Source organism: Actinoplanes philippinensis (assembly GCF_900113015.1).
Lineage (GTDB): Bacteria > Actinomycetota > Actinomycetes > Mycobacteriales > Micromonosporaceae > Actinoplanes > Actinoplanes philippinensis.
This window is the reverse complement of the sequence record NZ_FONV01000003.1, coordinates 127,431-153,961: the sequence shown is the minus strand read 5'-3', so window position 1 is coordinate 153,961 and position 26,531 is coordinate 127,431. Positions and strand designations below refer to the sequence as shown.

26 protein-coding genes are annotated in these 26,531 nt (G+C 71.9%); 14 read left to right on the top strand and 12 right to left on the bottom strand.

Annotated features, from left to right (window positions below):
• Nucleotides 1–8: 8 nt before the first annotated feature.
• The gene (locus tag BM290_RS07605) at nucleotides 9–383 is read right to left on the bottom strand and encodes a hypothetical protein (protein WP_093611465.1); all 375 of its coding nucleotides are present in this window, start codon (nucleotides 381–383) and stop codon (nucleotides 9–11) included.
• 226 nt (nucleotides 384–609) lie between these two features.
• Here BM290_RS07605 and BM290_RS07600 point away from each other — a divergent pair, with 226 nt between their 5' ends.
• Nucleotides 610–1,080 carry a GNAT family N-acetyltransferase gene (locus BM290_RS07600; RefSeq protein ID WP_203779053.1) on the top strand — a complete coding sequence of 157 codons (471 nt, stop codon included), beginning with the start codon at nucleotides 610–612 and terminating at the stop codon, nucleotides 1,078–1,080.
• Between the two features lie 12 nt (nucleotides 1,081–1,092).
• Here the strand turns inward: BM290_RS07600 and BM290_RS07595 are convergent, their stop codons facing one another.
• A complete protein-coding gene (locus BM290_RS07595) occupies nucleotides 1,093–1,854 on the bottom strand; it encodes a DUF6928 family protein (protein WP_093611463.1) in 762 nt (253 codons plus the stop codon).
• Nucleotides 1,855–1,896: 42 nt separating this feature from the next.
• On the bottom strand, nucleotides 1,897–2,670 hold the full coding sequence (locus BM290_RS07590; RefSeq protein WP_177319633.1) for an NAD(P)H-binding protein: 774 nt from the start codon (nucleotides 2,668–2,670) through the stop codon (nucleotides 1,897–1,899).
• Nucleotides 2,671–2,746: 76 nt separating this feature from the next.
• On the opposite strand from BM290_RS07590, the gene BM290_RS07585 reads away from it, so the two are divergent.
• Together BM290_RS07585 and BM290_RS07580 are read left to right on the top strand one after the other, a co-directional pair.
• Nucleotides 2,747–3,136, top strand: coding sequence for a winged helix-turn-helix transcriptional regulator (locus BM290_RS07585; RefSeq protein ID WP_342352037.1), 390 nt, complete (start codon nucleotides 2,747–2,749; stop codon nucleotides 3,134–3,136).
• Nucleotides 3,137–3,462: 326 nt separating this feature from the next.
• Nucleotides 3,463–3,912, top strand: a complete 450-nt coding sequence (locus BM290_RS07580) for a VOC family protein (RefSeq protein WP_093611457.1) — start codon at nucleotides 3,463–3,465, stop codon at nucleotides 3,910–3,912.
• Between the two features lie 63 nt (nucleotides 3,913–3,975).
• On the opposite strand, the gene BM290_RS07575 is transcribed toward BM290_RS07580, so the two are convergent.
• Genes BM290_RS07575 through BM290_RS07565 form a run of 3 tightly spaced genes read right to left on the bottom strand, consistent with a single transcriptional unit; the run spans nucleotide 3,976 to nucleotide 6,040 of the window.
• Complete coding sequence (locus BM290_RS07575) at nucleotides 3,976–4,644, bottom strand: helix-turn-helix domain-containing protein (protein ID WP_093611455.1); 669 nt, start codon at nucleotides 4,642–4,644, stop codon at nucleotides 3,976–3,978.
• Between the two features lie 37 nt (nucleotides 4,645–4,681).
• Nucleotides 4,682–5,008 carry a TraR/DksA family transcriptional regulator gene (locus BM290_RS07570; RefSeq protein WP_093611453.1) on the bottom strand — a complete coding sequence of 109 codons (327 nt, stop codon included), beginning with the start codon at nucleotides 5,006–5,008 and terminating at the stop codon, nucleotides 4,682–4,684.
• A 9-nt stretch (nucleotides 5,009–5,017) separates the two neighbouring features.
• A complete protein-coding gene (locus BM290_RS07565; RefSeq protein WP_239143254.1) occupies nucleotides 5,018–6,040 on the bottom strand; it encodes a glycoside hydrolase family 5 protein in 1,023 nt (340 codons plus the stop codon).
• Nucleotides 6,041–6,414: 374 nt separating this feature from the next.
• On the opposite strand from BM290_RS07565, the gene BM290_RS07560 reads away from it, so the two are divergent.
• The gene (locus BM290_RS07560) at nucleotides 6,415–8,031 is read left to right on the top strand and encodes a methyl-accepting chemotaxis protein (RefSeq protein ID WP_093611451.1); all 1,617 of its coding nucleotides are present in this window, start codon (nucleotides 6,415–6,417) and stop codon (nucleotides 8,029–8,031) included.
• 45 nt (nucleotides 8,032–8,076) lie between these two features.
• Here the strand turns inward: BM290_RS07560 and BM290_RS07555 are convergent, their stop codons facing one another.
• On the bottom strand, nucleotides 8,077–8,814 hold the full coding sequence (locus BM290_RS07555) for a S1 family peptidase (protein ID WP_093611449.1): 738 nt from the start codon (nucleotides 8,812–8,814) through the stop codon (nucleotides 8,077–8,079).
• A gap of 188 nt (nucleotides 8,815–9,002) precedes the next feature.
• Here BM290_RS07555 and BM290_RS07550 point away from each other — a divergent pair, with 188 nt between their 5' ends.
• The gene (locus BM290_RS07550; protein ID WP_143133654.1) at nucleotides 9,003–9,254 is read left to right on the top strand and encodes a hypothetical protein; all 252 of its coding nucleotides are present in this window, start codon (nucleotides 9,003–9,005) and stop codon (nucleotides 9,252–9,254) included.
• A 63-nt stretch (nucleotides 9,255–9,317) separates the two neighbouring features.
• On the opposite strand, the gene BM290_RS07545 is transcribed toward BM290_RS07550, so the two are convergent.
• Nucleotides 9,318–10,481 carry a dipeptidase gene (locus BM290_RS07545; protein ID WP_093611445.1) on the bottom strand — a complete coding sequence of 388 codons (1,164 nt, stop codon included), beginning with the start codon at nucleotides 10,479–10,481 and terminating at the stop codon, nucleotides 9,318–9,320.
• Between the two features lie 172 nt (nucleotides 10,482–10,653).
• Between BM290_RS07545 and BM290_RS07540 the strand changes: the two genes are divergently transcribed.
• From BM290_RS07540 to BM290_RS07530, 3 genes are all read left to right on the top strand, one after another.
• Nucleotides 10,654–11,694, top strand: coding sequence for a glycoside hydrolase family 26 protein (locus tag BM290_RS07540; RefSeq protein WP_093611443.1), 1,041 nt, complete (start codon nucleotides 10,654–10,656; stop codon nucleotides 11,692–11,694).
• Between the two features lie 162 nt (nucleotides 11,695–11,856).
• Nucleotides 11,857–13,113, top strand: coding sequence for an acyltransferase family protein (locus BM290_RS07535; protein WP_177319632.1), 1,257 nt, complete (start codon nucleotides 11,857–11,859; stop codon nucleotides 13,111–13,113).
• 9 nt (nucleotides 13,114–13,122) lie between these two features.
• Nucleotides 13,123–13,689, top strand: a complete 567-nt coding sequence (locus BM290_RS07530) for a 3'-5' exonuclease family protein (RefSeq protein WP_093611439.1) — start codon at nucleotides 13,123–13,125, stop codon at nucleotides 13,687–13,689.
• On the opposite strand, the gene BM290_RS07525 is transcribed toward BM290_RS07530, so the two are convergent.
• A complete protein-coding gene (locus tag BM290_RS07525; protein WP_093611437.1) occupies nucleotides 13,674–14,147 on the bottom strand; it encodes a hypothetical protein in 474 nt (157 codons plus the stop codon). The genes BM290_RS07530 and BM290_RS07525 overlap by 16 nt on opposite strands.
• Before the next feature lie 296 nt (nucleotides 14,148–14,443).
• Between BM290_RS07525 and BM290_RS07520 the strand changes: the two genes are divergently transcribed.
• Genes BM290_RS07520 through BM290_RS07510 form a run of 3 tightly spaced genes read left to right on the top strand, consistent with a single transcriptional unit; the run spans nucleotide 14,444 to nucleotide 17,458 of the window.
• Nucleotides 14,444–14,896, top strand: a complete 453-nt coding sequence (locus tag BM290_RS07520) for a peptidase inhibitor family I36 protein (RefSeq protein WP_218163282.1) — start codon at nucleotides 14,444–14,446, stop codon at nucleotides 14,894–14,896.
• Nucleotides 14,897–14,907: 11 nt separating this feature from the next.
• On the top strand, nucleotides 14,908–15,627 hold the full coding sequence (locus BM290_RS07515) for a hypothetical protein (RefSeq protein WP_093611433.1): 720 nt from the start codon (nucleotides 14,908–14,910) through the stop codon (nucleotides 15,625–15,627).
• Nucleotides 15,617–17,458 (top strand): protein kinase domain-containing protein, encoded by a 1,842-nt coding sequence (locus BM290_RS07510; RefSeq protein ID WP_093611431.1) that lies wholly within the window; start codon nucleotides 15,617–15,619, stop codon nucleotides 17,456–17,458. Before BM290_RS07515 ends, BM290_RS07510 begins: the two co-directional genes overlap by 11 nt.
• 6 nt (nucleotides 17,459–17,464) lie before the next feature.
• On the opposite strand, the gene BM290_RS07505 is transcribed toward BM290_RS07510, so the two are convergent.
• A complete protein-coding gene (locus BM290_RS07505) occupies nucleotides 17,465–18,367 on the bottom strand; it encodes a DUF1996 domain-containing protein (RefSeq protein ID WP_177319630.1) in 903 nt (300 codons plus the stop codon).
• On the opposite strand from BM290_RS07505, the gene BM290_RS48175 reads away from it, so the two are divergent.
• On the top strand, nucleotides 18,357–18,617 hold the full coding sequence (locus tag BM290_RS48175) for a hypothetical protein (RefSeq protein WP_177319629.1): 261 nt from the start codon (nucleotides 18,357–18,359) through the stop codon (nucleotides 18,615–18,617). The two genes, BM290_RS07505 and BM290_RS48175, sit on opposite strands and share 11 nt — an antisense overlap.
• 245 nt (nucleotides 18,618–18,862) lie before the next feature.
• Here BM290_RS48175 and BM290_RS07500 read toward each other — a convergent pair whose 3' ends face one another.
• The gene (locus BM290_RS07500; protein ID WP_093611427.1) at nucleotides 18,863–20,950 is read right to left on the bottom strand and encodes a serine/threonine protein kinase; all 2,088 of its coding nucleotides are present in this window, start codon (nucleotides 20,948–20,950) and stop codon (nucleotides 18,863–18,865) included.
• 139 nt (nucleotides 20,951–21,089) lie between these two features.
• Between BM290_RS07500 and BM290_RS07495 the strand changes: the two genes are divergently transcribed.
• Complete coding sequence (locus BM290_RS07495; RefSeq protein WP_239143255.1) at nucleotides 21,090–22,172, top strand: SIMPL domain-containing protein; 1,083 nt, start codon at nucleotides 21,090–21,092, stop codon at nucleotides 22,170–22,172.
• A 637-nt stretch (nucleotides 22,173–22,809) separates the two neighbouring features.
• Complete coding sequence (locus tag BM290_RS07490; RefSeq protein ID WP_093611423.1) at nucleotides 22,810–23,475, top strand: esterase/lipase family protein; 666 nt, start codon at nucleotides 22,810–22,812, stop codon at nucleotides 23,473–23,475.
• A gap of 266 nt (nucleotides 23,476–23,741) precedes the next feature.
• On the opposite strand, the gene BM290_RS07485 is transcribed toward BM290_RS07490, so the two are convergent.
• Nucleotides 23,742–26,426, bottom strand: coding sequence for a DUF7824 domain-containing protein (locus BM290_RS07485; protein WP_143133652.1), 2,685 nt, complete (start codon nucleotides 26,424–26,426; stop codon nucleotides 23,742–23,744).
• Between the last annotated feature and the right edge of the window lie 105 nt (nucleotides 26,427–26,531).

Sequence of the window (26,531 nt, the reverse complement as noted above, 5' to 3'; positions counted from 1 at the left end):
CCGTTCTGTCAGCGGGCGACGGCGACCAGGGTGGTGGCGGCGGCGATCGTGGTCAGCAGGCCGGCCAGCGTGGCGAGGGCGCCCGCGGCTGAGGGGCGGAGGCGGCGGGACAGCGGCACGGCGGCCATCCTTGCCACGAGGAACGAGACGAGCAGGAACGGGACACCGAGGAACAGCAGGATGTGCATCAAGTCGTCGGTGGTCACGCAATAGCCGGGCTGGTCGGCGCACGACGCGGTCTCCCAGGGGACCAGGTAGGCGTTGGCCAGGAAACCGGCCAGGGCAGTGAGGTGCCAGGCCACGGCCACCAGCACGGTCCGTTCCCGTGGTGAGCGGGCGGGGGTGTCGTTCTCCTCCGCAAGCGTGGGCTTCTCGTCCAGCATGGACACCCTCCCTGGGGCCGGGACGACCTCAGCCTTGCACGGCCCGGGTACCGGCACAACGTCATCACCCGCAGGCGGGGGCGCGTCAGCCCGCTCGCGCCGGCCAGAGGAGATCCCATCGGTTCCGGCGACATCCGGGAGAACCGCGCAGCGGTGACGCGGTGCGTGGCGTTCGGACAGCCGGGCGGCCGGAATTCGGTTGCGTCCTCGTCCGGGGGTTCCCAGGATGGCTGCCATGATTCTGCCGGGCACCTCCCGCCGAGCCGAGCCGGTCGACGCGCCGGCGGTCGCCGACCTCCTGATCCGTTCCCGGCGTGGCGCCGGCGACGCGATCCCGCCGCCGGCCCATTCCGACGACGAGGTGCGCGGGTGGGTCGCCACCGTGGTGGTCCCCGAGCGGGAGGTGTGGCTGACCGAGGACCCCGACGGCCGTGCGCTGGCGGTCCTGGTGCTGGACGACGACGGGATCGACCAGCTCTACGTCGACCCGTCCGCCACCGGCCGCGGCCTGGGCTCACGACTGGTCGAGCTGGCCAAGTCGCGCCGCCCCGGCGGTCTGCAGCTGTGGACGTTCGCTTCCAACGTCCGCGCCCAGCGCTTCTACCTCCGGCACGGTTTCATCGAGGCGGAGACCACCGACGGCTCCGGAAACGAGGAGAAGGCCCCCGACATCCGGTACGTGTGGAAGCCCGCGTGAGGCGCCACCCGTTCAGGGTGTGTCGTCCGGGGTCAGCTCGTGGAAGGCGCCGTCGGCTCCCATCCGGTACCTGCGGGGCGGCCCCATCCGGCTGAGCACCTCGCGCAGGTGGTTCTCCCGTTCCTCCTGCTCCCGGCCGGTCGGGTCGGCGACCCGGAAGCCGTGCAGCACCATCGCCCCCGCGTCGACGTCGTCCGGCTCGCGGCGGCCTTCGATGACGAAGCCGAAGAGGGCCCGCAGCGCGTCCTGACCGAGATCCAGCGGGTGAAACGGCAGCGGGTACGGCCCCTGGCCGGGGAACCCGGGAGAGGTGACCGGGCGTTCGCCGGTCCAGTACGGCCGCTCGAAGGGGAGCGGCTCGCCGAGATCCTCCACGACACCGGTGTCCGGGGAGACGCTCAGCGACCGGATCAACCGCCCGTCCTCCCACACCGCGAAGGTGAGCGCGTCCGAGACCGAGTGCATCGCATGCAGCAGCACCCGCCGGCCCGCCGCCTCCGCCAGAAGCCGTTCCGGCAGCTCGGACGGGGTCACGGCGACGAGCCGCCGGTCGCACAGCACGACGGCGCCGGGCAGCACGGCGGCGAAGGCCACGTCGTCCGGTGGGTGGCAGTCCTCGGAGAGCGTCCCGTCGCGGATCGGCGTCACCTCGTACCCGGGCGACAGCCGGCGCACGACCGCCTCCGCCTCATCGGCCCGGGACGGCCCGGCCCGTTTCAGCGCCGCCGGCAGATCACCGTCGGCGAAGGCCAGCAACGCGGTCTTCGCGCCCATGCGAACCCCTGCCCTCCGTGGTCGAGCCGAGATGCTATCCGATCATGAAGGCCGCCGTGGGCCGGTGTAGACGCCGGCCCGGACGGCCTGGCCGAGGGCGACCAGCGCGGCCGCCAGCGCCGGTGGGGTGCCCGTCGACAGCAGGTGATCGGCGTACCGTTCGTCGTCGAGAAGGACCGGCTCGACCGGACCGGAGAGGCGGGCGCTGAGCAGGGCCGCCACCGCCGCGGTGTCCAGGGGCCGCGGGCCGTGCACCTCGACGACGCCGCGTGCCGGGCCGAGCAGCGTCTCGGCCGCGATCTCCGCGCACCGTGACCGGCTCACATAGGACACCGCGCCGGCGCCCGCGTTGCTGACGTGCCGGCCGGTCGCTGCCGCGGCGGCCCGCAGACCGTCCAGCCCCTCCAGGTACAGGTTGTTCCGCAGCGCCGTCCACGGCGGCCCGGCCGTGCGCAGCGCCGCCTCGGTCTCCCGGTGGGCCGCGTTGAGCAGGTCGGGCGGCCCGTCACAGCCGACCAGCGACGTGTACACGAGATGCCCTGCCCCGGCTGCGGCGGCCGCCGTGAGAGCCGCCGCGTGCTGCGCCGCCCGGTGGCCGTTGTCCCGATGATCGGTGCTGACCACCAGGACGGCGTCGGCCCCGGCGAACGCGGCCGGGCCGATGTCGTCGAAGTCGGCACGGCGAACTTCCACCCCCGGCGCTACGGCGTCCGGCCGCCTGGTCACCGCGATGACGTCGGCCCGGTCGCGCAGCCGGCGCACCACGGCCGACCCGAGTGCCCCGGCCGCGCCGGTGACCGCAATTCGTTTGCTCACGCCGCCCATCGTCGGCGAGCATCCGCCCACCCGGAAGAACGCACTATTTCCTGCCCCAGGCACACGGGAGTAACCATTGGACCTCGCACTACTGCTGCCGGCCGGCATGTCGGTGACACCGGCGATGAAGGAGCGGTGCCCGCTGCGCGACACCCTCGACCGGATCGGCGACCGTTGGACGGTGATCGTCGTGGTGCTCCTGCTGCCGGGGCCCCGCCGGTTCACCGAGTTGATGCGCGGCGCCGAGGGCATCAGCCAGCGGATGCTCACGCACACGCTGCGCGGCCTGGAACGCGACGGCCTGCTCACCCGGACCGTCCACGCCACCGTGCCGCCGAAGGTCGAGTACGACCTGACCGCCCCGGGCCGAGCGCTGGCCGGCCCGCTGACCGAGCTGCTGCACTGGTCGGTGCGGCACCAGGAGTCGGTGCTCGCGGCCCGCACGGCCTACGACGCCGACGTCTGAAGGAGCCGGTGAGCGCGGCCCGCGTGGCCTGCGGCGCCGACGTCTGAAGGAGCCGGTGAGCGCGGCCCGCGTGGCCTGCGGCGCCGACGTCTGAAGGAGCCGGTGAGCGCGGCCCGCGTGGCCTGCGGCGCCGACGTCTGAAGGAGCCGGTGAGCGCGGCCCGCGTGGCCTGCGGCGCCGACGTCTGAAGGAGCCGGTGAGCGCGGCCCGCGTGGCCTGCGGCGCCGACGTCTGAAGGAGCCGGTGAGCGCGGCCCGCACCGCCCACGACGCCGATGTCTGATTCGTTCAAGACCGGGCCCCGGTGTCTCTCGTAGCGTCGGACCCATGGCACCCACCTTCAACGCGATCGGTATCGCGGTGGCCGACATGGCCGCCTCCCTGTCCTTCTACCGCCGGCTGGGCCTGGAGTTTCCGCCCGGCGCCGAGCGGGAGCCGCACACCGAGGCGGTCGTCGCCGGAGGGATCCGGCTCATGTGGGACACCCACGCCGCCTTGCGGACCTTCGACCCGGGGTACGAGCCGGGGCCGCCGTCGGGCGGCTGGGCCTTCCTCTGCGCTGGCCCGGCCGAGGTCGACAGCGTGCACGCCGGCCTGGTCGCCGCCGGCCACCCGTCGGTCAACGCGCCCTGGGACGCCCCGTGGGGTCAGCGATACGCGCAGGTGCGGGACCCCGACGGCAACGTGGTGGACCTCTTCGCCTGGGCGAAGCCGGAGGAGGAGCCGGAGGGCGAGCCGGAGGAGGGACCGGAGGGCGAGCCGGAACAAAAGCCGTAACAAAGGCCGGAAGGGGACGGCGGAACGGGCGGGGAAGCAGCGACGACGACACCGGCCGGGCCCTCATCGGAGTAGGTCGCTCAGTGGCACGCCGGCCATCGCCCGCACCTCCCGCGAGAGGTGGGCCTGGTCGGCGTAGCCCGCCTCGGCCGACACCGCCGCGAACGGCTGCCCGCCCCGGGCCAGCGCGACCGCCCGCTGGAGCCGCATGATGCGGTGGAGGGTCTTCGGACCGTACCCGAAAGCGGTGTTGCTCCTCCTCTGCAGCTGCCGTGGGCTGAGGCCGCACCGCTCAGCGACCGCGCCCACCGGATCTCCGGCCCGTGCGGCCCGGGCCAGGGCGATCATCATCGGATCCGGCCGGGCCCAGCGCCGGCGCGCGGCGGCGGTGAGCGCGGCCATCGGGTCGGCGGCCTCGGCGAGCGGGCGGACCTCGGCGGCCGGCCACAGCGCCTCCAGCGGCACCTGCCGGTCGACCAGCTCGCAGGCGGGCACACCCAGCACCCCCGGCCCGGTGCCGGCGGCGAACCGTAGCGCGGCATAGCGGCTGCCCGGCGGGGGATGGCCGAGCTGGGCGGTGGTGTCCGGCCCGGCGACGAAGACCGTGCCGTCCTGCCAGATCAGGTCGAGGCAGCCGTCGGGCAGGATCCGTTTCGCCAGGCTCTGGCCCGGCGGCGTGACACTGCGCCACGCGACGACATGCGGCAGCGGCGACGGCCATTCCTCGTACACACCTGAGGACCCTGCCACAGGGGTACGACAAAACCGCTCAGGCGCAGGTCACGCAGCTGCGGGTGAACGGCCGGGCCGCCAGCCGCTCCGGCGGGATCGCCCGCCCGCACCCCTCGCAGACGCCGTGGACGCCGGCGTCTATCCGCCGCAGCGCCTCGTCGACCTCCGCGACCCGCTGCCGGGCGGTGGCCAGCAGCGCGGTCAGCTGGGCGCGCTCGAACCCGACGGTGGCGCCCTCCGGGTCGTGCTCGTCGTCGCCGTTGACATCCCGGGACGCCTCGAACAGCGCTTCCAGGTCGGCCGCGAGCGCCGCGGCCGAGGCGGTGAACTCCGCCCGCAGCCGCAGCAACTCGTCGCGCATCATGTGTCCAGGCTAGAGGCCCCAGCCGTACCGGATGCGGTCGCGGCCGGAAGGGTTGCGGACCGCGAGGTTCAGGTCGGTGCCGCTGCCGCTGAAGGCGAACATCGAGTAGTGGTCGAAGCCGGAGGTGCCGGTGGGCTTGCCACCGAGCGCCGGCCAGTAGACGCCGCCCATCTGGTTGTCCCGCATGACCTGGGTGACGGCCCGGATGTGCCGGACGAAGTTGTCTGTGCTGCCGGCGTCGGCGTAGTTGAGGCCGGTCGACATCGGTGCGCCGTACTCGGTGACGACCGCTCGGGAGGCGCAGTTGCCGAGGCGGGTCTGCACGTGGGTACGGAACGCGTCGTACGTCATGGCGCCGTAGAAGAACGCGTAGTGGTGGAACGACAGCAGCGTGCCGTTGAACCGGCTGTCGTTGCAGATGTCGCGCAGGTCCTGGCTGTAGCCGGTGCCGCCGATCAGGGTCCGGCTGGGTACCGCCGAGTAGTGGTAGCTCATCCAGTTCGCCGCGACGGTGCGCCACTCCGCCGAGGTGTAGCCGTGCGGCTCGTTCATCGGCTCGAAGTAGACGTTGGTGTTGGCGCCGTACAGGTAGGTGACGTTGGACCACATGGTGTTCCACGCGGCGATGTTGGTGATCCGGCCGCCGGACGCGGCGCCGTCCTCCCAGTAGGCGAGGATGACCTTGAAACCGCGGGCGGTGGCCGCGTCGATCGCGCCCCGGTAGGCGTTCCACCAGGTCGTCCCGACGGTGTGCGTGTTGATCGGCAGCCGGACCGTGTTGACGCCGATCGCCGCCATGTCGTCGTAGAGGGCGTTGGCCTTGGCACGTACGGTGGCGTTGCTGTCCGACTGGCTCAGGCCCTGCACGACGAGCGGGCCGGTGCTGAAGTTGTCGCCCAGCACGGCCCAGTTCATGCCGCGGAACTGGTTGGTGACAGCGGCGGCCGGGGCGGCGCCGGTGACGACGCCGACGGGGATCAGCGCGAGCGCGGTGAGGCCGCCGATGACGGCACGGAGGAGGGTGGGTCTCAAGGTCTCGTCCTTCCACGCGGGGAACGTGTCTGGCAACACCTTGGTAATGATGTGAACGCTCACGCGATCGTTCGATCCCACTCGTTCACAAACAGCCAAAGGCGAACACCGTTGACCCCATGATCAGGTCATCTTTGAATGGGGCCGCCGCGACCGAACGGCTGCGCGGGTCCGGCGCCGGCCGACGAGGTGTCGCCGATGCCGGGCGTGATCGCCGTCCGGCACGGTCGCGACCGGGAGCTGAGCCCGCGCCCGCGAGGCCAACCGTTCTGCACCCCAACCGCTCGAATGTTTCCGCTAACAGTGCGTCCGCGCAGGTCGACGACAGGGTGCCGGTGCAGTCGCCGACGCCCCCGTCGAGCAGTAGGAGCGCCATGTCCAGCTTTCGGAAGATCCGGATCGCGGCCCGCCTGGCAGGCAGTGTGAGCCTGCTGCTGGCCATGATCGTCGCGATGGTCACCGTCGGTTTCACCGCGCTGTCCACCCAGCGGGCGGCCACCGCGACCGTGCAGAGGCTGCGCACCACCACCCGGCTGGCGATGCAGGTCAAGTTCCGGTCGGCGGACTTCAACGGCTGGCAGACGGCGTACGCGTTCGACGTCTCCCGGGGCGTGCGGGGCGCGGCCGACGACACCGCGGACGGCCGGGCCGCCTTCCTGGCCTCGGTGGCCGCGTTCCGCAGCGAGCTGGCCGAGCTGCAGCGTGCCGAGTTGAACGCGGCCGACCGTGGCGCCGTCGACCGGGCGCTCGCCACTTTCGGGAAGTTCATGAAGCTGGACGAGGAGATCGTCGCCGACTATCGTAGCGGGGACCCCGCGCGGATCAGCAGTGCCGAGAAGCTCGTCGCAGTCGACGAGATCGCCGTCTTCAACGAGATCGCCACGCTGATCGACGAGTTCGTCCGGTCGATCGACGAGCAGGCCCGTGCGGCGATCACCGCCTCGGATGCCGCCTCGTCGCGGGCGGAGAAGCTGCTGCTGGTCGCGGGCGCCGGCGTGGTCCTGATGGGCGCGGCACTGGCGGTTCTGCTGGTGCGGTCGATCACCAGGCCGCTGAGCAATCTCAACCACCGGCTCGCCGAGATCGCCGACGGCGATGGCGACCTCACCCAGCGGATCGCCGACAGGGCGCCCGACGAGGTGGGGCAGGCCGCCCGCAGCTTCAACCGGTTCGCCGACCGGATGCAGGACCTCGTCGCCCGGGTCGCCGGTGAGGCGGACCGGGTGGCGCGGGCGGCCGGCGAGCTGAGCACGATCAGCGCCACGCTGGCCGACGGCGCGAGCGGCACCAGCACGCAGGCCGGGCTCGTCACCGGTGGCGCCGAGGAGGTGTCGGCGATCGTCTCCACCATGGCGGTGTCGGCCGAGGAGATGAGCGCCTCCATCGCCGAGATCGCCCGCAGCGCCGCGCGTGCCTCGCAGATCGCCGGGAACGGTGTCGAGGCCGCCGATGAGGCCGCCCGGACGATGACGCAGCTCGGCGCCTCCTCGGAGGAGATCCAGTCGATCCTCGACCTGATCACGGCGATCGCGAAGCAGACCAACCTGCTGGCTCTCAACGCGACCATCGAGGCGGCCCGGGCCGGTGACGGCGGCAAGGGCTTCGCGGTCGTTGCCGGTGAGGTGAGGAACCTCGCCGAGCAGACCACCTCGGCCACCGAGCACATCGCCGAGCAGATCGGGGCCATCCGGGCCGGAAGCGCCGCCGCGGTCGCCGCCATCGGCCGGATCACCGAGGTGGTCAACGAGATCAGCGCCACGCAGACGACGATCGCGTCGGCCATCGAGGAGCAGACCGCGACCACCGCGGAGATGAGCCGCAACGTGAGCGAGACCGCCACCGGGTCGAGTGAGATCGCCGCCGGCATCCACTCGGTCGCGCGGACCGCCCAGGACACCACGGACGGGGCGGAACGGACCCGGGTCACCGCCCACGACCTGACCCGTGCCTCCGGTGATCTGCGGGAGCTCGTCGCCGCGTTCCGGTACTGAGCCGGGCGGGCGGCGTGGAGCCACGCCGCCCGCCCCGCCCCGGCATCAGGCCGGAAGGCCGCCCACCTGGGTGTTCACCCAGGCGCGGATCGACGGCAGGTCACCGTAGATCGACGGGGCGGTGGCGCAGGTGGAGCTGTTGTTGCCGGCCCGGCTGGTGACGCCGATCAGTGCCCACCGGCCGCTGACCTGCCGGACCTGCGGGCCGCCGGAGTCGCCGTAGCAGGCGCCGGCGTTGCCGTTGGTGTTGTTGGTGCAGATCTCGTAGGCGGCGTCGATGCCGGAGCAGCGGCTGTCCGCGACGATCGACGTGTTCAGCTGGTTGGCGACCGTCGGGGTGGAGCCGCAGCCCCGGGTCGGGCAGGTCTGGCCCCACCCGATGATCCGGGTCGCGGTGCCGACCGCGCCGGAGGTGGTCGGGATCGGCGCCGGGGCGTAGGTCACCGAGGTGGCCAGCTCCAGGAGCTTGACGTCGATCCGCGGGTGGGTGACGGCGCGGCGCACCGCGACGACGACTCCGCCGCTCGACCTGTTGACGCTGCCCACCCGTACCGTGCTGGGGGTGGGGCAGTGGGCGGCGGTGACCGCCCAGTTGGCCTTGATCAGCGAGCCGGTGCAGCCGGACACGTACACCATGAACGAGTAGTTCTCGGTGGCCGGCTCGCCGCCGACGACCTGGGTGGCGGGGCCGGGGTCCGGCGGGGCGGCCAGGGCGGCGGCCGGCGCGAACAGGCCGGCCGCCGCGACGGCGGTGGCCAGGAGGATCCGGGCGGGAAGGCGCATGTCAACGTCCCTTCGTGCCTTCGGGGGAACGGGCTGGTGCCCGGGGCCGAAGTTACAAGAAAGTGACGTTTGTCGATACATCTCAGCCGGTGACCCTGCCCGGCATGATGGGGCAGCGCGCGGCCCGGGGGAGTGCTACGGTTCCCGGGATCTTGAAAGCCATCGATCTGATTCACGGGGAGAGAACGATGAGCAGGATTCGTGTGCGCCTTGCCGGCGTGATCGCGGCCACCGCTGTGGCGGGTGGCATTCTCGGGTTCGCCGCGCCGGCGCAGGCCGCTCCGGGCCGGTGGATCGACCTCGGCTGGTACCAGTACAAGTCCAGCTGTGACGCCGACGGCAAGAAGGAAGTCAACCGGAGCAAGACCGACAGCTACACCGACTGGATGTGCGAGCGTGACTCGCCCGGCTACCGCCTGTACATCTTCGAGAAGTGGTGACCTGAGCCGACAGTTGAGGCCCCGGCGCGGTCGATCCGCCGCCGGGGCCTTCGTCATCCGGGGTCAGCGGGGCCAGAGTGGCTCCTCGGCGTGCTCCTCGGCGTCGCGCAGCACGCGCAGGATGTTGCGGTTGGCGAGTTTCTCCAGGTCGTCCGATGACCACCCGCGCTCGCGCAGCTCGGCCAGCAGCCGGGGGTAGGCGGACACGTCGGCCAGCCCGTCGGGCACCTCGGGCGTGCCGTCGAAGTCGCCGCCGATGCCCACGTGGTCGACGCCGGCCACCTCGCGGGCGTAGTCCACGTGGTCGGCGACCTGGGCCACCGTCGCCGACGGCTTCGGGTGCGCCGCCAGCCACGGGGCGAACGCCGGCTCGGCCGCCCAGTCGTGCGGGACCGCCACCGGCACCCGCGACGGTTCCTCGCCGGGACGCGGCGCGCGCGGCCAGTCCTCGCCGTACGGGGGCAGGCCCAGCCGCTCCCACTCGTCGTCGGCCGCCTGTATCCAGTCGCGGACCTGCGCCGACACGAAGAACGACACGAACGTCAACTGGATCACTCCGCCGTTGCCGGGCAGCCGGGACAGCACGTCGTCGGGCACGTTGCGCGGGTGGTCGGTCACCGCCCGGGCGCCGGAGTGGCTGAAGATCACCGGGGCGGCGGCCTCGTCCAGGGCGGCGTGCATGGTCGCGGCGGAGACGTGCGAGAGGTCTGCCAGCACGCCCAGGCGCTGCATCTCCCGTACGATCACCAGCCCCTCGGCCGTCAGGCCACCGTGTGCCGCGTCCTGCGTCGCCGAATCCGCCCACCCGGTGTGGTGATTATGGGTGAGCGTGACATAACGGACACCGAGCCGCGCCAGGCACCGCAGCACCCCCAGCGAGCTCGCGAGGCAGTGCCCGCCCTCCACGCCGATCAGCGACGCGATCCGCCCGCTCGCCATCGCCCGTTCCACGTCCGCCGACGTGTAGGCCATCGCCAGGTCCTCGGGGTGCGCGGCGACCAGCCGGTGCACCAGGTCGATCTGCTCCAGCGTGCTGGTCACGGCCACCGGCTCGGGCAGGTCCGACGGCACGTAGACCGACCAGAACTGCCCGCCCACGCCGCCCTTGCGCAGCCGGGGCAGGTCGGTGTGCAGCCCCGGGACCCCGACCAGGTCCGGAACCGCCGAGCCCTGCCACTCCCGCAGGCGCATCGGCAGGTCGTTGTGGCCGTCGATGATCAAGTTCATTTCTTCTGGCTACCGGCCACCGGCTGTCCGTGCAAGCGGATCCGCCCGATCGGGGCTCGTTTCACCGCAACCGGCCGGCACCGGCACGGGCACTCGACCCGCACCCGCCGGCCTGGAATCTCTTTCCCATGCCCGGCCGACAACGAGCCGGACAAACTGGGGGAGTCACTGAATGCGCCTGGCCAAGCTGCCGAAGTTCCTGACAGCTCTGACCGCCGTTCTCGCCGGTGCGGGAGCCGCCCTGGCCCCGAGCACCGCCGCCACCGCCGCCCCTGCGGCATGCGTCACCGACGCGAAGCTCGTCCCGTCCTGCGGCGTCCTCTGGGGCGGCGCGGCCGGTGGGTTCACCAGCGCCCCGCGTGACCAGGCGCTGAAGGCCTGGGAGAAGGCCAGCGGCCGGACCGCCAGCCTGTTCCACCAGTACCACAAGGGCGACGAGGCCTTCCCGACCAAGGCCGAGATCGCGATGACCAACGACGCGGACAACCCGCGTGCCCTGCTGCTGAACTGGAAGATCGCCTACGGCTCGTCGTGGGCCAAGGTCGCCAAGGGTGAGCAGAACCGGCGCATCGACGCCTTCGCGGCACGCGCCAAGGCGTACGGCAAGACGTTCTTCCTGGTCCTCAACCACGAGCCGGAGAACGACGTCAAGGCCAAGAAGGGCTCCGGCTGGGAGGCCAAGGACTTCGCCGCCATGTACCGGCACACCATCCAGCGGCTGCGCTCGCAGGGCGTGACCAACGTGGTCAACGTGCTCGCCTACATGGGCAACGAGAAGTGGATGGCCCAGTCGTGGTGGAAGGACCTCTACCCCGGCGACGAGGTCGTCGACTGGATCGGCCTGGACTCGTACGTCTCGGTCGAGAAGGGCTACTACCACTACGGCACGTTCGCCGACCTGCTCGACCGTAAGCCCAAGGGCGGCGGCCTCGGCTTCTACGACTGGGCGACCAGCAAGCACCCGACCAAGCCGATCATGGTCGCCGAGTGGGGCGCCTACCACCGCGTCGGCAAGAAGACCGACAAGTCGGCCGTCTACGACAGCGTCGTCCCCGAGCTGCGCAAGCGCCCGGCCATCAAGGCGATCGTGCACTTCGACACCAAGAAGGACGACCAGGGCGACCGCGACATCAGCATCGACAGCACCCCGGCGAGCCTGGCCGCGTTCAAGAAGCTGGCCGCCAACCCGATCTTCCAGGTGAAGCTCGGCTGACCTCCCCCCCGGATGAGAAGCGCCGCCCGGTCCCCCGCCGGGCGGCGCTTTTCGCTGTGCATTTCCTGTCCCGACACTTTGCGTTCGCCGGCCGCTGCTGCAATGCCGAGTCGGCATCACGCACATGGGGGACACAGGTAAGTGGCAGAACAGAACAGGCCCGTGCTCACCGCCCTCACCGGCCTGCGGGCGGTCGCCGCGATCGGTGTCGTCGTCTCGCACAGCGGAGTGCCGGCGAGCCTGCCCGAGCACCTCGGCCGGATCGCGAGCTGGGGCCACATCGGGGTCCCGATGTTCTTCATGCTCTCCGGGGTGGTGCTCGCCTACAACTACCCCGATCTGCGGGGCTGGGAGGGCCGTTGCACGATCCGGTTCTACATCGCCCGGATCGCCCGGGTCATGCCGCTCTACTGGGCGGTGATCGCCTACTGTGCCGTCTACCTCTGGGCCTACGGCCGGCCCAACCACGGCTGGGCCCTGCTGCAGAACCTGCTCGCCGTGCAGACCTGGAGCGGCGACCTCAAGGTGGCGATGGGCTACTACAACAGCCCCGGCTGGTCGATCGGCGTCGAGCTGTTCTTCTACGCGCTGTTCCCGTTCCTCGTCCCGCTCGTCGCCAGCCTGGCCCGCCGCTCCGGCGCCCGCGGTCTGATCCTGCTGATCCTCGCGATGACAGCGGTGATCCTCACCCTCTGGGCCGCCTTCCACCTGACCGGCCACTCCTCCTTCAAGGCCGACAACCCGGCGTCCGCGCACCGCTGGCTCTACCGCAACCCGCTCTGCCACCTGCCGATGTTCGTCGTCGGCATGGCGGTCGCCTTCCTCATCCCGTACACCGGACGCTGGTCGACCGGCCGTCACCAGGCCATCCAGGCCTTCGTCTTCAGCTACGTCTTCGGCCTGGCCGCCTTCCGCCCGATGGGCTCCGGCTGGAGCTCGGCCGCCTACGGCCTGCTCTTCGTCGTGCCGTTCGCGCTGGTCATGATCAGTCTGGCGTCCGGCCGCGGCTGGATGGCCCGCATCCTCTCCACCACCGTGATGGTCCGCCTCGGCCTGGCCAGCTACGCCCTCTACCTCACCCATCGCTGGATCCTCTTCGACCTCGGCACCGCCGACCGGATCAGGACCGGCGGCGGCTGGGCCCCCTACGGCGCCCTGCTGATCACCCTCGCGGTGCTGCTGCTGATCGCCGAGGGCGCCCATCAATACATCGAGGAGCCCGCCCGCCGGTTGCTGGTGCGTTTCACACGGCGCTGGACCTCAGGGGGTACGAGCCACGCCGCCCCCACGAGCACCACACCCGGCCCTGGCGGCCCCGCGAGCGAGGCGGCCCCTCCCGGCCGTCTCGCGACCGCCGGGCCGAGGCCTTCCCTCGCCGGCCGGCACAATCCGGTCGACGCCGCGGGTCGTGCCACCTAAGGTGCCGGGATGGCACGACCCGAGATCTACATCAGCACCGACATCGAGTCCGACGGCCCGATCCCCGGTCCGCACTCGATGCTGAGCTTCGCGTCGGCGGCCTTCACCGCTGACAAGACCCTGCACGGCACCTTCACCGCCAACCTGTCCACGCTGCCCGGCGCGCAGGGCCACCCGGAGACGATGGCCTGGTGGGCCACCCAGCCGCGGGCGTGGGCGGCGTGCCGGGCCGGCCAGCAGGACCCGGCGGTCGCGATGCCCGCCTACCGCACCTGGCTGGAGAGCCTGCCCGGCCGCCCGGTCTTCGTCGGCTACCCGGCGGCCTTCGACTTCATGTTCGTGTACTGGTACCTGATCCGCTTCACCGGCGCGAGCCCGTTCTCCCACTCGGCCCTGGACCTGAAGTCGTACGCGATGGCCCTGCTCGGCACCGACTTCCGGTCGACGGTGAAGCGGACCATGCCGCGAGCCTGGTTCGGCGGTTCCCCGCACAGCCACGTGGCCCTCGACGACGCCCTCGAACAGGGCGCCCTGTTCTGCGCCATGCTCGCCGCCCGTGATCAGTTCTTGCAGTAGGTGCCGTTGTTCGTCGACCAGTAGGTGATCGTCGACAGCCCGCGGACCGGCCGGGTGTAGGTGACCTTCAGGCACGCGCCGCGCGAGCCGTGCATGGTCGCGGCCTCGGTGATCGACTGGGCGATCCACGCCCCGTGGACCGTGGCGACCGCCCCGCACGCCACCCCGATCGGGGTCAGCGGCGGCGTCATCAGCGGCGCGCAGACCACCGCCGCGGCCGCCGCGAACCCGCCGCCGCCGATGGTGAGCTTGCGGTAGGCCGCCTTGGTCGCCGACCGGGACAGGTACGCGCTGCACGTGACGATCCCGCAGTTGATCGTGACCGGTCCGTAGGTGCTCGCGGCGAGCGCCGGGGTGGGGACGGCCACCGCGCCGCCGGTCGCCACGGCGCCGAGGACGGCGAGGGCGGCGAGACGGGCGCGGAGGGTGCGCTTGCCGGTCCGGGTGGTGTGGGTCATCGCGAAACCTCCTGCTCGTGACGGTGGCCCCGGGGGTGGGGCCGGTGCGTCGACAACAGATTCGCCGCGCGGCGGGCACTCTCTCCAGGGCAGGGGTGCCCCGGTCCCCCTCTTCTCCGCCTTTCCGGCTAATCCCGGCGAGTGAACTATTTCCGGCGCCGGCCACCCGGCGAGAGCCGTCGGCAGGGCTGTGACCTGGCCGAATGTCTGATCTCTCCACTCCGGAAAGGCCATCAGCGGGGTACGCCCACCCCGTTAACCTTGCGCGCGTCGTCTGGGGAAGGAACGGGATGCAGGTGCGGAGAACGATCACGGCGCTTCTGGTGAGCCTCGGCATGGTGCTGGCCGGCGTGTTCGGCGTGGTGTCGCCGGCCTCGGCCGCGGCCCTGGACTGTGCGAGCGGCAGCTTCTGCTTCTGGGTGGACTCCAACTACTCCGGCCCCCGGTACAACCTCGGCGCCGGCAGCAACGCCAACCTGCAGAACAACCCGTGCGGCGGCTGTCGCAGCTCCACCAACAGCGGCGCCAACGGCACCTGGAACGACATGGCCAGCTCCTGGTACAACCGCACGTCCAAGCCGGTCTGCGTCTTCGCGAACCCCGGCTACGGTGGCAGCGCCCCGCTGCGGATCGAGGCGGGGCAGCGAGTCAGCTTCAACGCGACCTGGAACGACCGGATGTCCTCGGTCCGCCCGGCGATCTATCACCCTGGCGCCGGCACGATCGTCCCCGGCTACTCCTGCTACTGACGATCCGGGCCGTGACCGCCTCCGACGACGCCACCCCGGCGGCGCTGATCAGCTCGGGGGACCTCACCCGGCGCCTCGTCGCCGGGCAGTCGCTGCGCTTCGGCCGCGCCCCCGGCAACGACCTGCGCATCGGTCACTCCCCGGAGGACCGGCGGGTGCCCCGTACCGCCGGGCTGCTGGAATGCCGCGACGACGGGGTGCTCATCCACAATCTCAGCGACAAGCGGACGCTGACCGTGGCGACGTTCCCCGGCCCGGGCTACGAGATCCTCCCGATGATGGTCACCGGCACCCACCCGCATCCACTGGTTCGCCTGAGCCTCACCGGGGCCGTCACCGAGTACCGGATCACCATCGACCTGCGCGGGCTCGGCCCGGCCCGCACCAGCCCGGCGGGGGCCGACGGATCGGCGCCGACCGCCGGGTTCCAGCGGATCCCGATGAAGCCCCGGCAGCGGTTCTTCCTCACCGCGCTCTGCCTGCCGGTGATGACCTCGTCCGGGCCGCGCGGCCAGGTGCCGTCCTACGCCGCCATGGAGGAGCTGATGGTCGCGCACGGGCACCCCTACCGGGCCAAGACCATCCGGAACAACCTCGACGAGCTGCGGGCCTGGCTCACCCACGAGCACGACATCCCCGACCTGACCGGCGTGGAACGGCTCGCGCACTGGGCGATCCGGTCGGGGAACGTCACCGACACCGACCTGGAGCGGTTCGCCGATGACACCTGAGGGGGCGCCGGCGACCACCGACGCCTCGGACGAGACGTCACCGGCCGCCTACGTGCCGCCTCCGGTTCCCGCGGACGGGGTGTGGATCGGCCCCGAGCACCACCCGGCCACCTACGAGCGGCTCGAACACGTCGGCGGAGGCGCCGAGGGGACCGTCTACCGGGCCAGGTACGCCGGACGCGGGCGCACGTCGACCCGGCTGGTCGCCGTCAAGGAGTACCGGTGCCCGGTCGGCGCGGACCGGTCCTGGCCGCACGACGGGACCTGGCCGCACCTCGACGACCAGGTGGCGCTGCTGCGCGGGCTGCCCGCCAACCCGCACCTGGTCCAGGTGCGCGAGCTCTTCCTCGGCGGCGCGGGCACCGCGTCCACACCGGCACGGGTCTTCCGGACGCCGTACCTCGTCATGGAATGGATCGACGGGGCGCCGCCGGCCGCGGTCGTCAACGCCCGGCCGGTCTCCGTCGCCGAGCGCGCCGGCTGGGTCCGCGACCTGGCCGAGGCGATCGACATGCTGCACTCGGTCACCCGCACCGACAACAACCCGATCGTCCACGGCGACATCAAACCCGGGAACTGCCTGATCACCGAGGACCGCGGGCTGGTGCTCGTGGACACCGGCGCGATCACCCGGCTCGGGTCGGACACCACCCGTCGCGGACTGTGCAGCCCGCCCTACGCGGCGCCCGAGGTGCTCGCCGCGCCGCAACGGCCACGCGCCGCCGCCTCCGACCTGTACTCGCTCGGCGCGGTCGCGTACCACCTGCTCGTCGGTGAGCCGCCGCCCAGCGCCGAGGATCCGGATCATCACGCCGAGGCCGGCCGGCGGCTCGCGGCCACGGCGTGGGCGGAGGCGCCGGGGGAGGCGGGGGAGGCTCTGCGGGAGCTGATCAGCGCCTACCTGTCGCCGGATCCGGTGGTGCGCGCACGGATCGGGCCGGTCGCCTGGAGCCGGCGGATCATCGCGGCTCTGGCCCCGGGACCTGCCGTCGCGGCCCCCTCCACCGTCCCCAGCCCTTCCACCGTCCCCAGCCCTTCCACCGTCCCCAGCCCTTCCGCCGTCCCCAGCCCTTCCGCCGTCCCCAGCCCACCCGCCGTTCCTGCCCATCCCGCGCGTCATCGGCGGCGCGTCCGGCGGGGGCTGACCGCTGCGGCGCTGACCGCCGCCTTGGCCACGTCTGCCTGGACGCTGTGGCCGGATCGTCCGGATCCGCGGCAGCCCTTAGCCGGAGCGGGCTCGGCTTCTGTGGGGCCGGCTTCTGCGGGGCCGGCCTCCGTTGGGCCGGGTGACGACGTCAGCTTCGCCGTCTTCGGCCGTCAGTGGGCCGACTTCGCCGCCACCGCCGGGCCCGGGACACTGTCGATCAGCCCGCCCTCCGGCGTGGACCGGTTCAAGCACCTGTGGGGCTTCTGGTCACCGACCCGGCACTGCGCCGCCACCGTCGAGTTCGACGTGGCGGTGAAACCGGCCGGCGACAACTACGGCATCGCCGTCGCCCCGCGCAGCACCCTCCCCGGCGACCAGCCCCAGGGCTACTCCGTCCAGTACGAGTGGCAGACCGCCGACGTCAGCAGCCGCCCCGGCCCGGTGGTGCGGCCGGTGGAGCTGCCCGGCGGCGCCTGGTCGGTCGACGTCGCGCCGGTCCCGGCCCCGGACCTGCGGACCCGTCGCCACGTCGTCGTCTCCGCGGTCGGGGCGGCCATGACCGTCAGCATCGACGGCCGGGAACTGGCCGCCTTCGACCTGCCCGAGGTGGAGTGCGGTGGCGTCGCCGTCCGGGCGTGGGGCGCCGACGCCACCTTCACCGGCGTACGGGTCACCGGCTCGTGAGAGCGTTCAGTAGGAGAACGGGTCGTAGCCGTCGTTGTTGCAGGTCCGGCGCTGAGCGATGCAGTTGCGGACCCGCTGGTTCATGGCGTCGGCGTCCCACATGACGAACGCGTCGCCGTGCATCGACGAGGCGCTGCGCCCGTCCGGGTCGGACGACAGGTAGTAGCCGGCCTTCGACCCCTTCGCACCGTAGGCGATGTCGAAGGTGAGCGCCGGGATCCGCACCGGATGGGCGGCCGGGCAGCCCTCGTTCGTCCCGAACGCCACGTGGTCCTTGTGGTTCGGGCTGTCCAGGTTCTCGCCGTCCCAGCAGTCCGGGAACTGCAGCATGAAATGCAGGCTCGCCGGTTCACCGCAGATCGGCCAGTTCCCGTTCTCGCTGCGCGCATAACCGTCGATGTCACCCGGCCCGTAGAAAGCGCAGTAGAACTGGCCCTGCGCGCCCCGCGGCGTCGGCACCTTTTTCTTTGCGTCACCGGCGATCATGCGCAGCCCGTTCGGAATGGGGACGACTCCCGTCGAATTGCTCCGCAGCGAACGGTAGTAGACCCGGAATCCCGTGGTCTCGACCGGTGTGCGGGACGCCGCCTCGTAGAGCGTCGGCACCCAGTAGGCGGAATGGTCGACCACCGGTTTGCAGGTGGTGGCGGTGAATTTCATCAGATCGCCGGCGGTGGTGTGCGCGTCGACCGCCTTGTTGCCGACGAACGAATGCATGTGCGAGGCGCCCGGCAGCCCCGGCGCGACGATCGGGTCGTCCGGTTTGCGGTGGCTGTACTTGCAGTCGGCCCGGAACTCCGGCAGGTTGCCCGCGTTGCCCGGCGGGTCCGCCTTCGTCCGCTGGTAGTCGGCGAGCTGCTTGCCCCAGACGGCCTGGTCGACCGGGATCCAGCCGCCCTTGGCGACCACCTGCGGCGCTTTCGTCGCGGCGGTGGTCGCGGCTTTTGCCGGAGGTGACGCCGATACCGAAATCGAGGCCGGCGCGGACACGGACGATGCGATCCCGGGCGCCGGCGTGCCCGTTTCCGACCGGACGGCGGCCGTTTCGGATGCCTGTTTTCCGGCGGCCGGCCGCGTCATCCACACGGCCGCCCCGGCGATCACGGCGACGGCCACACCGGCGGCGGCCACGGCGGCGCCCCGCGGGCGGCGGGCGTGACGGCCGGGCGACGGCGGCGGCTCGGGAAATGCGGAGGACGACACGGTTGCTCCCTGACATGACGTGCGATCGGCCGCCGAAATGCTAGGCAGCGCGCGCGGGCGCCGGACAGGCACTTAACACAAAGAAAAGAAAAGACCGTCCTTTGGTACGCCATTTCGCGGCGCCGCCCGGGAAAGTGTTATCGGGGTCGTTCCCGCCCGTCTCCGATGTCGTGGACTGTGCCTCAGAGTGTGGACTGTGCCTCAGGGGGTGTAGACCTCGGCGATCGCCGTGACCACGCCGTCCGCTGTGCTCACCTGGGCCAGCCCGCCGTTGCCCAGGCGGGTGGCGAGCTTGGCGGCGGTGATCGAGCACGTCCCCACCGTGACCGGGTCGCCCGCACAGCGGTCCGGCTCGTCGAACGTGCTGGTCAGCTTCGGCTCGGCCGACGTCGACAGGGTCACCGTCATCCGGCTGTCCTCGGTCACCCAGGCCTGCTCACAGGGCGCGTCCGCCGACGGTTCCAGCCGGAACGTCCGGCAGTACTCGTCGCCGGTCATGAACAGCACCGGCTCCACGACGATCGACCTGGTCTTCGGCTGGTACGACCGTACCTTGACGATCGATGTGGTCTTGCCCGCGCGCACGTCGGTGAACGTCGGCACCGACCCGCCGGGCGCCGTCTCGAACTCCTCGATCGGCCTGATCTCCGCCTTCGTGACGACCGCGCCGACCTGCTTCTCGTCGTTGCGCGCCGCGTCGATCGGCCCGACCCCGAAACTCACCGTGCCGGCCAGCAGACTCGGATCGGTCAGCGACGCGGTGAGCACCACCGTGCCGTCGACCGCCACCGACGCCTCCTCGTCCAGCAACTGCAGCACGACGTCGCGGCGCTTGCCCGGCGTGAACAGGCCGGAGTCCGCCGAGCCGAGCGTGGTCACCTGCAGCGCGCCCTGATGCCGGATCCGGATCAGCTGCGGGCACAGGTCCAGCCAGTAGGAGCTGTCACCCGCCACCCGGAACCGGACCTCGGCACAGGAGAGGTCATTGGTCACGGTGACGCCCGCGGCGATCGACTGGTTGCCGGCGAACGTCTCGGTCGTCCCCGGACATTCCAGCCCGAACGCCGACGTCGTCATGACCAGGCCGTTCTTGAACGAGCAGCGGCCACCGTAGTCGTCGGTGGACTCCTTCCACTGCCCGCGGCGATCCAGAGCGTCCACCACCCACGGGCCGCGGACCGCGCCCGGAACCGGCATCGCCGCCTGGGCGATCAGCTCGCTGGACGGATCCGTGGCGACGTCGTCGTCGGCGCGGGTGAACATGCCGAGGCCGGCCATCAACACGGTCGCGGCGGCGGTGGCGGCCACGACGGTCCGCTTGCGCCATCGCCGGCGCCGGGCCGGAGCGGGCGCGACCGGCAGCCCCGGCCGCGGCCCGCCGCCGGACACGTGATGACCGGACAGCTGCGCCGCCTCCGCGGCCTCCCGCAGCCGCGGATCGAGAGTCGGCGGCCGGCTGAAGGTGTTCGGGTCGGTGTTCTGCGCGAGCAGCAGATTCAGCAGCTCGTACGCGGTCGGGCGGTCCTCCGGGTCCTTCGACAGGGCCAGCGCCACCAGGTCGGCCAACGGCCCGGACAGCCCGGTCAGGTCCGGTGGCTGGGTGAGGATCCGGGCCGCGACGGCGACCGGTGAGTCGGCCCGGAAGGGGGTGCGGCCGGTCCCCGCGTACGCGATCACGGCGCCCCACGCGAACACGTCGGCGGCCGGGGTGATGTCACGATGGATGCCGTCGAACCGCTCCGGCGCCATGTAGGCGACCGTCCCCACCATCTGGTCCGGGTGCGTGTGCTGGCTCGTCACCTCCAGCGCCCGCGCGATCCCGAAGTCGATGACCTTGGGCGAGCCGAGCGCGAACAGCACGTTGCGCGGCTTGAGGTCCCGGTGGATCACGCCCGCCCCGTGAATCGCCGTCAGCGCCGTGGCCACCCCGACCGCCACCCCGTGCAGGCGGCTGTCCGCGAGCGGCCCCTCCCGGGTCACCACCTCGTCCAGGCTCGGGCCGTCGACATATTCGACGACCAGGTACGGCGTACGGTGCTCGGGGTCGGCGTCCAGAACCGCGGCGGTGCAGAACGGCGGCACCTGCCGGGCGCGCTTGACCTCACTGCGGAACCGCCCCCGGAACTCCTCCTCGTGGGCGTACTCCGCCTTGATGATCTTGATAGCGACCAGCGGGCCGCCATCGCGCCGCCCCAGGAAGACCGACCCCATGCCGCCCTCGCCGAGGCGTGCCAGCAGCTCATAGCCACCCAGCTCACGCGGGTCACCGGGGCGCAGCGGACTCTTCATCGATCAAGCCCATCGACGTCGCGGACAGGGACCGACATACAGTACGCAGCCAGCCTGCCCCCGTCATGCCGCGGCCCCTTCGCCCTGACGTGTCGAGATGCGGGCAATCCCCGATGCGCCGCCGGGCAGGCCACCTTGAATGGAGGAGAAAACGCTCACAAAAGGGGAGAAAATGTATCGTTTACGTGTTTCTGCTCCGGCACTCGTTCTGGCCACGGCCGGCGCCCTGTCCATGGAATTCTTCGCGGCGGGCGCTGTTTACGCGGCGCCCCACACGCCCGCCATACCCGCCGCCCACGGCTCGGTCCTTGCGGCGTTGCCGGATTTGCCCGTTTCTTCCGTGGGGGCGGTCCATGGTTCGGTCCTTGCGGCGTTGCCGGATTCGCCCGGGTCTTCCGTGGGGGCGGTCCGTGGTTCGGTCCTTGCGGCGTTGTCGGATTCGCCCGGGTCTTCCGTGGGGGCGGCCCACGGTTCGGTCCTTGCGGGGCTCCCGGATTCGCCGGCGCCTTCCGCCGGGGCCGCCCCCGCCGCCGGTTCCTCCGGCAGGAGTCGCGGAGGCGCCGCCTCCTCCGGTGATCCGGCATGGGAAAGTGTCGTCGTCACCGGGACCGGCGAGGTTTTCGGTGAGCCCGACACGCTGACCGCCGACTTCGCGGTCGAGACCACCGCCTCCACCGTCGGCGCGTCCCTGGATCAGGCGCTCACCGCGGCCACCCGGATGCGCGACGCGCTCGTCCGCGCCGGGGTGGCCCGAGCCGACCTGCAGACGACGAACATCAGCGTCAGTTCGACATCCGACGACGACGGCAAGGTCACCGGTTACAGCGTCAACCAGGGTCTCAACGCGACCATCCGCGACCTGACGAAAGCCGGCACCTTGATGACCGCGGCCATCGCGGCCGGCGGCGACGCGGCGCGTCTGAACGGTGTGTCGTTCACGATCGAGAAGAACGCCACCCTGCTGGCCGAAGCCCGGAAGAAGGCATTCGCCGACGCCCGCAGCAAGGCCGACCTGTATGCCAAGGCCGCAGCCCGCCCCCTGGGCCGAGTGGTCAAGATCAGCGAGGCGGCATACAGCTACGCGGAACCGGGCCAGCGCGACACCCTGGCCGCAGCGATGGCCTCCACCGACATGTCCGTCCCGATCGAGCCGGGCCGCCAGCGCCTGTCCGCCACCATCACCGTCGAATGGATCCTGGCCCCCGCCACCGGAAAGGGTTAGGGCGAGAGCCCACGCGCCGGGCGGTCGCGGGTGGGAAGGACCCCGGCCAGGAGGCGAGTCCACCTCTGCCGAGCCGTTCCGACCCTACTCGCGGCCGCCACCCAGGCCACCGTCCGCCACCCAGGCCACCGTCTGCCGCGCCGGTCGGCGTCTCCGCCCATCCCTTTGCGAACGCTCTTCCCGCCTGCCTGCGGCCGAGGGTGGCCCGTGGCCCATCGGTCGGCGTGGTTGACCGGTTGGGAGGCTGGTCGTCCGGTGCGTCGGCGTGATTGACCGATGGGATGCTGGCTATCCGATGGGTCAGCGTGGTCGGGAGACTGTCCGGTGGGTCAGCGTGGTTGAACGGCTGGAAGGCTGCCCATCCGCTGACCCGCGCGGGACGCCTCGGCGGTTCGGGCGTTGATCTGCTCCCGTTCGCCGGCCGGCGCCCACCCGGCTCGGACGTGGGGCATTCGCTGCCGACCACGCCGTCGCCCTCGTCGGCTCGCCCGGCCCGTTCCGCCTGTCGTGGCAGCCCCGGCAGTCGTGGGTCTTCCGGGCGACACTGCCAAACATTGATAGCTGGCAATTTCGCCGATGCCCGTTCATATCTGTTGCACTGACGATGCAGAAACCCCCGACTTCCCCTGGAGGTTTCATGCGCCGTCTCGTCGTACTCCTCACCGCCGTGCTGGCCGCGCTGGCCCTGAGCCCGTCGCTGCCGGCAGCCGCCGCGCCCGGCACTCCGGTGATCTTCGTGCACGGTTACACCGGAAGCGCCTCGAACTGGACCACCGCCATGTCGGTCTTCCGGGCGGGTGGCTATCCCAGCAGTCAGCTCTTCGCCTACGAGTACAACTCCTACGGCAACAACATCACCAACGCGCAGGGCCTGGCGAGCTACGTCAGTCAGGTTCGTTCCCGCACCGGCGCCTCCCAGGTCGACATCGTCAACCACTCGATGGGCGGCCTGGTCAGCCAGTGGTATCTCAAGCAGCTGGGCGGCGCGCAGTACGTCCGCCACCTGGCATCGATCGCCGGCGCCAACCACGGCACCACCTACGCGGGGGCCTGCCTGGCCTTCGTCACGTGCCAGCAGATGTACCCGGGCTCCTCGTTCATCAACACGCTGAGCGCCGGTGACGAGACGCCCGGCAGCACCCGTTACGCCACCTGGTACTCCCCGTGCGACGGCATCATCATCCCCTACACGAGCACCGCTCTGAGCGGCGCCACCAACAACTACGTGGCGTGCCAGACCCACCTCGGCTACCTGACCGACACCATCATCCTCACCCAGATCAGATCCTTCCTGGCCACCTGACCGACCCACCGCACGGCGGTCACGCGCCCTCAATCGGGGGCGCGTTTCCGCTGTCCCCACACGCGGCGGGGCCGTCGGCCCAGGGCAGGTCCGTCGGCCCAGGGCAGGTCCGTCGGCTTGCGGAGGGTCGGTCGGCCTACGGCGGGTCGGTCGGCCTACGTCAGGTCCGTCGGCTTGCGTCAGGTCCGTCGGCCCAGGGCAGGTCCGTCGGCCCAGGGCAGGTCCGTCGGGCGCCGGGAAATCGGCGCCCGACGGGTCGCCGGTGGTCAGGTGGTGAGGGTCGACTGCAGGCGCTTCGCTTCCCGGACCAGGCGGGACGAACCTGGTCGGGCGGCCGCCTCGGCCAGGCCGGGGATCTCGGTCCGGGCGCCGATCGTGACGGCGACCTGGGTGGCGAGTTCCAGCAGGTCGGGGACAGCCCGGTGGCCGGCCGCCAGAAGTGGGGGCAGCGCCGCCGTCAGCAGCTCCCAGACGGCGGCGGACGCCCCGGAGCGGTGGACGTCGATCAGAGCGGGCAGTGCCCGGTTGAGCTTGACCGAACTGTCCGTGGCCAGGTCGGCCAGCGCCGCGCCGACCGCGCCGGCGAATGGTTCCGTACCCGTTGCGAGCATGAGGAACGCATCGACGGCAGCCGCCCGATCGGACTCCTGTTTGGCGCCGAACGTGTACGCCAGACCGTAGGCGAGCGCCGGGCCGACCGGGCCGGTGCACTCGGCCAGCAGTGGCAGCAACCGGCCGCTGCCACGCTGGTCCTGGTCGGCCAGGGCGGCGAGCTCGCCGATCGCCCAGGCCGCGGCCACCTCCCGGTGATGTGGCAGCACCATGGCCAGCACCCCCGGCTGCTCCTTGAACTCGTCCGGCGCCCACTCGGGGTGCTGCGGCGGGTCGAGGGTGAGCAACTGCCGCTCCAGCCGCAGACCGCCGTCGCGGGACGGGCGCAGCGTCGCGGCCATCCGCCGTGGCAGCTCTAGGCCCCACACATGTCCGTGTTCGTTGGTCTCCGGCACCTGCACGAGCAGCTCGCTGACCGGGTTGGGCAGGCCACCGCCGGCGAGCCACTGGGCGAACTGCCGCCCGGCCGGCGACGTCAGCACCGCGGCTCGGGCCGACACCTCGGCCGGTGCCGCGGCCCGAGGCAGGCGCAGCAGAGCCTGCTCCAGGTCGAACGGCCACGGCTGCCAGCCCTCGGCCTCGGCCCGGGAGAGCCGGTCCAGCAGGACCGCCGGGTCGAGGCTGCCGTTCACGTGGGTGGGCGTGGCCACGAGCATCGGCATCATCGAACCGTTGAGGTGCACCGCGATCTCGGCGACCCGCAGGGCGAGCACCCCGTCGGGGCCGGCGGACAGGTCCGAGCCGACGCCGCCGCGCCGCCCCTCCTGCCGGGCCGTACGCACCGCGCCGTACAGCCGCTGGTAGGTGTCGTGGTCGCGGGGCAGGCCGGTCGCCGCCGTGATCGCGGCGCCCAGGCAGGCCAGAGCCGACACCGCGTTCCACGAGTGCTCGCCGAGGTGTCCCGGATACCTCTCCAGCACCGGCGGCAGCATGGCGGCCAGCTCGTCGCGCCGGCCGTCGGCGTGCAGGCTGACCAGGGCGGCGAGCACCTGCTCCCAGCGGACTCCGGACTCCTCGTGCACCAGGGCCGCGATCTCCTCGGCCAGCTGGGCGGCCGTGGTGATCGGCGCCGGCATCGCGGCCGGCCCGGCGTAGGGCGGCAGCTCGGGCGTGGCCTCGGTGACGACCGTCGTGCCGAACACGGCGGCCGCCCGGGCGGGCAGGTCACCGGCGAGAACGGCGGACGCGTCGGCGAGCCGGGCCACCACGTCGGCGGGCAGGCCCGGCAGGTGTTTGATCACCAGGGCCAGGGCGCGCTCCTGAATGTCCAGCGCCGGATGCCCGAAGGCCACCGCGATCGTCTCGAACACCTCACCGGCCCGCTCCGGCTCCCGGCCGGCCACCTTCTCCAGCCAGCTGATCTGCGCTTTGACCAGAGTCTTCTCCTTGCGGAGCAGGACCGGCATGCTGGTCTCGAGAAGGGTGTCCAGGTCGAGGCGGCCGGTGTCGTCGAGCAGACGCAGGCAGCGTTGCGCGACAGTGGCGATGGCGCCCGGCCCTTCGGCGAGCAGTCGCGCGTAGTCGAGCGCGTGCGCGGCGATCTCGTCGACCGTCGGGGCCAGCTCGTCGTGCAGCAGCACGAACGGGCGCAACGCGTTCGGCTTGTCGCCCCGGGCCAGCCGGTCCGCGATGGCGGCCAGGATCGTCTTGCGCTCCAGCCGGCCCTCGGCGACCAGCGCGGCGACCGCGTCGTGGAAACGGATCCCCGATTTCGGGAGCGCCGAGCCCTCACCCCAGGTGGCGTTGTAGATGTCGGCGCCCATGCCGTCGACCTCGAACACCGCGGGCAGGAGCAGATCGAGATACGGGTCGTCGCGCAGCCGCATGGTCAGCGGCGGCATCCGCTCGCCACGGGGCCGGATCAGCCGGGCCAGCCAGCCCCGCACCACACCCTCGGTGACCGGTGGCAGCGTGTCGCCCGCGTCGAGGATCCGAGCGGCGAACGCCCAGTCGCCACCGTCCCACACGTCTCGGGTGGGCAGCCGGGCGCACAGCCGCTCGCCCAGCTCGCCGAGCCAGTCCAGCTGCCGGGCGTCGGCGATCTGGGTGATCCGCTCGAACTGGATCTGCTGCCACGAGTCGCGCAACCCGCGCCGCAGCAGCATGGTCGCCGCGCGGGCGGCGGTCGGCGCCGTTCCGATCACGGCGAGCGCGTAGCCCGGCGCCGGATCCACACGGGCCCGCCAATACACCTCCGGGTCGGTGCCCTTGATCCCGGCCTCCACAGCCTTCGCGAACGCCAGCCGCTCCGCCTCGGTCGCCTCCAGGATCAGCCGGGCCACCCCGGGCTGGTCGCCGCTGCGGGCCCGCCGGTCGACGACCTCCCACTCCAGGCTCATGCCGTCACCTCCGCTTCGCTCCGCCGCCGGCATGAGTTACAGGGGTTGCTCGATGATTCGCTCGCAGGCTCGCTCATACCGTCACCTCCGCTGCGCTCCGGCGCC

Bases quoted from the DNA above. Each gene is read 5' to 3' on its own strand.
- BM290_RS07605 (WP_093611465.1), bottom strand. From the start codon at position 383: ATGCTGGACGAGAAGCCCACGCTTGCGGAGGAGAACGACACCCCCGCC.
- BM290_RS07600 (WP_203779053.1), top strand. From the start codon at position 610: ATGGCTGCCATGATTCTGCCGGGCACCTCCCGCCGAGCCGAGCCGGTC.
- BM290_RS07595 (WP_093611463.1), bottom strand. From the start codon at position 1,854: ATGGGCGCGAAGACCGCGTTGCTGGCCTTCGCCGACGGTGATCTGCCG.
- BM290_RS07580 (WP_093611457.1), top strand. From the start codon at position 3,463: ATGGCACCCACCTTCAACGCGATCGGTATCGCGGTGGCCGACATGGCC.
- BM290_RS07570 (WP_093611453.1), bottom strand. From the start codon at position 5,008: ATGATGCGCGACGAGTTGCTGCGGCTGCGGGCGGAGTTCACCGCCTCG.
- BM290_RS07560 (WP_093611451.1), top strand. From the start codon at position 6,415: ATGTCCAGCTTTCGGAAGATCCGGATCGCGGCCCGCCTGGCAGGCAGT.
- BM290_RS07555 (WP_093611449.1), bottom strand. From the start codon at position 8,814: ATGCGCCTTCCCGCCCGGATCCTCCTGGCCACCGCCGTCGCGGCGGCC.
- BM290_RS07550 (WP_143133654.1), top strand. From the start codon at position 9,003: ATGAGCAGGATTCGTGTGCGCCTTGCCGGCGTGATCGCGGCCACCGCT.
- BM290_RS07545 (WP_093611445.1), bottom strand. From the start codon at position 10,481: ATGAACTTGATCATCGACGGCCACAACGACCTGCCGATGCGCCTGCGG.
- BM290_RS07540 (WP_093611443.1), top strand. From the start codon at position 10,654: ATGCGCCTGGCCAAGCTGCCGAAGTTCCTGACAGCTCTGACCGCCGTT.
- BM290_RS07530 (WP_093611439.1), top strand. From the start codon at position 13,123: ATGGCACGACCCGAGATCTACATCAGCACCGACATCGAGTCCGACGGC.
- BM290_RS07525 (WP_093611437.1), bottom strand. From the start codon at position 14,147: ATGACCCACACCACCCGGACCGGCAAGCGCACCCTCCGCGCCCGTCTC.
- BM290_RS07510 (WP_093611431.1), top strand. From the start codon at position 15,617: ATGACACCTGAGGGGGCGCCGGCGACCACCGACGCCTCGGACGAGACG.
- BM290_RS07500 (WP_093611427.1), bottom strand. From the start codon at position 20,950: ATGAAGAGTCCGCTGCGCCCCGGTGACCCGCGTGAGCTGGGTGGCTAT.
- BM290_RS07495 (WP_239143255.1), top strand. From the start codon at position 21,090: ATGGAGGAGAAAACGCTCACAAAAGGGGAGAAAATGTATCGTTTACGT.
- BM290_RS07490 (WP_093611423.1), top strand. From the start codon at position 22,810: ATGCGCCGTCTCGTCGTACTCCTCACCGCCGTGCTGGCCGCGCTGGCC.
- BM290_RS07485 (WP_143133652.1), bottom strand. From the start codon at position 26,426: ATGAGCCTGGAGTGGGAGGTCGTCGACCGGCGGGCCCGCAGCGGCGAC.